Consider the following 3,945-nt stretch of genomic DNA (forward strand, 5'->3'; position numbering starts at 1 on the left):
ACGCATCGCAGCCTTTTGGCTGCTCGGTCCGCCCGGTGCATTTCGTGGAAGCTGAATCAGACGGACAACCCTGCGAACCTAACCGCATCGAGGCCGCCCCGTTGGGGCTTAAGGTTCTCGGGGTCGTGAATTCGAGAGACGTTAGGCGACATTGATTTATAGAATGGAGTGAGCTCAAAATTTTCTGTTCATTTTATTACTTTTCTATTTTTCCACTAAGGAAATTAATGTAAACGAACAAAATAAAATTTACATAATAATTGTAGAGTTGTTCATAGCATGTATGAGTACATATATTTCGTACAAAGTACAATACAAAATTCATAATTACCCAGTAGGATGGAAAGTTGGGATAGGTCAACTTTTAGCTGGAATACTAAGTTCTATTGCAAATATAGTTTTATTCATTATTTTTAACTTCAGTTTTTCAAGAATTAAAAACCGAAATTATCAAATTTCAATATTTATTTTCATATCATTGATGATGTTCATGATTCATTATATTATTTCAGATTCTTTTGGATGGGGAAATGATTTTGAAGATCGATAATCAATAAGAATTAACGTCGCCTAACACTGAATTCACGCATCGCAGCCATTCGGTTGCTCGGTCCGCCTAAGGCATAGGGAGGAAGTGGATTCAAGCGGACAACCTTGCGAACCTAACCGCGTCACGGCCGCCCTGTTGGGGCATAAGAGTGAATACGAGATTCGGTTTTTTTAAATTAAACTAGGGGAATGTGATCAAAAGGATGGCTCTGGGTAATATTTTGCCGGATTGGTTAATATTCGCCATAATTGGAGCACTTATAAGTGCAATTGTATTACTAATCTTGCATATAAAAATTGTAAATTGGGTCACCAAAGATTGCAAGTATAGTGAAAGTACCGATATATATTCAAACATTGCTCCGTATATGGTGCTTTTTCTGCCATTTATAGGCATATTAATATATCTGCTGATTCGTTCGTATCATAAATAGAATTAGAGGTGACCAGAAAATGGTAAATAGCATCACAGATTTACTGCTGCTCGGCTCCCCCGATTAAAAATTCAAAAATCATGGGGGTAGTAACAATGAAAGTTAAACGAATTGTTGCGAATATTGATACTTCAAAAATTGAATCGGCTAAATCGTTCTATAAAGAGGTGCTTGGACTTGACTTATTGATGGATCATGGTTGGATTGTAACTTATGGTTCAAATGAAAAAATGAGCATTCAAATTAGTTTCGCTTCACATGGAGGCTTACTGACACCTACACCTGATCTTTCAATAGAAGTTGACAATATTGATATTNAAATGAAAAAATGAGCATTCAAATTAGTTTCGCTTCACATGGAGGCTTACTGACACCTACACCTGATCTTTCAATAGAAGTTGACAATATTGATATTTGTTTAGAACTTATGAAAAGAGCCGGATTTCCAATAGAATATGGACCTGCGAATGACCATGGGGGGTACGAAGATTTTTTGTCCGCGATCCGTTCGGCAAGCTAATCAATATCCTCGCCCATACAAAATTCAACTTTTATAGGATGTGGAGCTAAATTTCCTAAGTACGTTCAAATAAGACTTCAATATAAATTAAATTTTGGAATACTATAATACTAAATGAAAAAATCAATAGATTGTTTGTGTTATGCTTCGAAGGCAGGAACTTCAGTTAACATTGCATTCACGCATCGCAGCCTTACGGCTGCTCGGTCGCCAGAGGCTTTTCGAGGGAGCAGACTCAGGCGACAACCCTGCGAACCTAACCGCGTCGCGGCCGTCCCTATGGAACTTAAGGTTCACAGGTTCGTGAATACGAAAGACGTTAACTTAAATCTACGAAAAATTATAAAAGGAAGAATTGAATGAGAAATGTAATTGGAGTCATCTTGGTTTTCATATTTTTTTAAGTCGATATTTAAAAGAACAATTTTGGTTTTGGATTATACATACATTATTCTTTTTACTTTTTGGAATTGCATTAGTTATAGGGGCAATTTTTATAAATAAATTTAAAAGAACGAAAAATAAAAAGAATAATAAACTTATGCAGGTTGTTGGAATATTTTCGGGGGTCGCATTAATCATTTTTTTTATAAATGAATTTCTGCCTAGTTATATGGATATCCCTGCATATATTTCGAAGGATTATGAAATAATCAGAGGGAAACCAGACTACATTTCAGGGAAGTCAAGAAGAGATTTGTATCAAACAATAGAAATAAAAAATATTAGATTAAAAAACGAATATATAATACCCCTAGATTCTATTAGTGAATATGAAATTTATTATCTGCCAAATTCAAAATTCGTAATTAAATTATCTGAAATTAAACAAGCTAAATAGAACATTCGACGAAGTTGCAGACTTCAGCTTTCATAGCATTCACGCATCGCAGCCTTAAGGCAGCTCGGTCCGCCCGAGGCATTTCGAGGAGTGGATACAGGCAGACAATCCTGCGAATCTAACCGCGCCGCGGCCACCCCGTTGGGGCTTAAGGTACTATGGGTCGTGAATACGAGGGACTTCATGCAAAATCTTAATGGAAAGGAAATTATGAAGAATGAATGCAATATCAGTCTTTATACTCCTGATTTCTTTACTTTTTGGAAATCCCACAGAAAAGAATTTTGTAATTGAAGGTCCGTCAATGAGCCCAACATTGAGCGACGGGGATCGAGTGAAGGTTAGTACTAATTTGAGCACCGATATTGTTGTAAATGATATCATCATCTTCAAACAAGATAATAAATCGTATTGCAAGCGTGTTATTGGAGTTGAAGGAGACCGGATAGAAGTTGTTGGGACTCAAATTTTGGTGAATGGTACAGAGCTTTATCATTCGAAGTATCAAATTGGTGAAGACACGGAAATTACATTACAACAAGATGAGTTCTATGTTATCGGAGACAATATTGATAATAGTTACGACAGCAGAATGTTTGGTCCAATTAATAGATCGCATATTATTGGGAAGGTGACTTCTATTAAGCATACTCGATGAACAGCCGGTCACTTTGTGACAGAATGGTTCTCGGGTACGTGAAAACACGGGACGTTATACAACATTCGTCAGTTCTCTTCCTTGGAGGTGAGTTTATGAAAGTGGGGTTGAGTTACAAAATCACCTCGAATTTGAGTGTTGAAATTAAAGAATTGGAACTCACTGATATCGGTTCAGAACCTGACGTGATCGCTTACCTTAATGATACAGATGAATGCGATTCATTAGTCTACCTGAGAGTGAATGATGAAATCACGATTCATTGTTTTTTAAACTGTAGTAGTTTTGAAGTTAATGATCTAACGGTATTTTGTTCGGAAGAAACACGGACAATTTTTATTGGTGGGAAGAAGAAGTCATTTACGATAAATATGAATACTTGCCAGATTTCTAACGAATTTGAACATTGTTTGTTTTGGGATTTCAATATACTTTCAAACGGATTGATTCTTGAAACAGGTGAATTGGATTGTTTGTTAAGGGATAGGAATGGAACAATATTAAGTCATGCTCCGGTGGATCCGCCTTATGAAATATTTGATGAAGAAGATGGCATTAGATTTAATTCAATCGTTCATGGAACAACTTATCTAAAGTACCCCAGTGAAAAAATTTTAGAGGCTTAAGGTGAACGCTATCGGAAATCTTAGACAATACAAATTAGAGGAGTAACGAGAATGCTCCAGTCCATCGTCCATATTGCGCTTGTGGTAAAAGACTATGATGAGGCCATAGATTTTTATACAAAGAAGCTCCATTTTACGGTAGTGGAGGATACTTTTCAGCCTGAACAAGATAAGCGTTGGGTCGTCGTATCTCCTCCCGGTTCGGTCGGCACGACCATATTATTGGCGAGAGCATCGAAACCGGAGCAAGAAGCATTTATTGGCAATCAATCTGAACTGACCCCTGTCAAGTAGACAGTATAAAAAACAAAAAGCTA

Annotated in this window: 3 protein-coding genes and 2 pseudogenes; all 5 read left to right on the forward strand. The window is 36.9% G+C overall.

Going from position 1 to position 3,945, the window contains the following annotated elements:
- Window positions 1-1,078 precede the first annotated feature (1,078 nt).
- Window positions 1,079-1,553: pseudogene (locus PTZ19_RS25185) on the forward strand (VOC family protein).
- A 305-nt stretch (window positions 1,554-1,858) separates the two neighbouring features.
- On the forward strand, window positions 1,859-2,344 hold the full coding sequence (locus PTZ19_RS25190) for a hypothetical protein (RefSeq protein ID WP_276358459.1): 486 nt from the start codon (window positions 1,859-1,861) through the stop codon (window positions 2,342-2,344).
- Between the two features lie 217 nt (window positions 2,345-2,561).
- Window positions 2,562-3,002, forward strand: a complete 441-nt coding sequence (gene lepB / locus PTZ19_RS25195; RefSeq protein ID WP_276358460.1) for a signal peptidase I — start codon at window positions 2,562-2,564, stop codon at window positions 3,000-3,002.
- Between the two features lie 95 nt (window positions 3,003-3,097).
- Complete coding sequence (locus PTZ19_RS25200) at window positions 3,098-3,628, forward strand: hypothetical protein (protein ID WP_276358461.1); 531 nt, start codon at window positions 3,098-3,100, stop codon at window positions 3,626-3,628.
- Window positions 3,629-3,679: 51 nt separating this feature from the next.
- A pseudogene (locus PTZ19_RS25205) lies at window positions 3,680-3,901 on the forward strand (VOC family protein); the annotation flags it as partial.
- Window positions 3,902-3,945: the final 44 nt, after the last annotated feature.

The sequence above is a fragment of the Cohnella caldifontis genome (assembly GCF_029360585.1).
GTDB classification, from domain to species: domain Bacteria; phylum Bacillota; class Bacilli; order Paenibacillales; family Paenibacillaceae; genus Cohnella; species Cohnella caldifontis.

Bases quoted from the DNA above. Each gene is read 5' to 3' on its own strand.
- lepB (WP_276358460.1), top strand. From the start codon at position 2,562: ATGAATGCAATATCAGTCTTTATACTCCTGATTTCTTTACTTTTTGGA.
- PTZ19_RS25200 (WP_276358461.1), top strand. From the start codon at position 3,098: ATGAAAGTGGGGTTGAGTTACAAAATCACCTCGAATTTGAGTGTTGAA.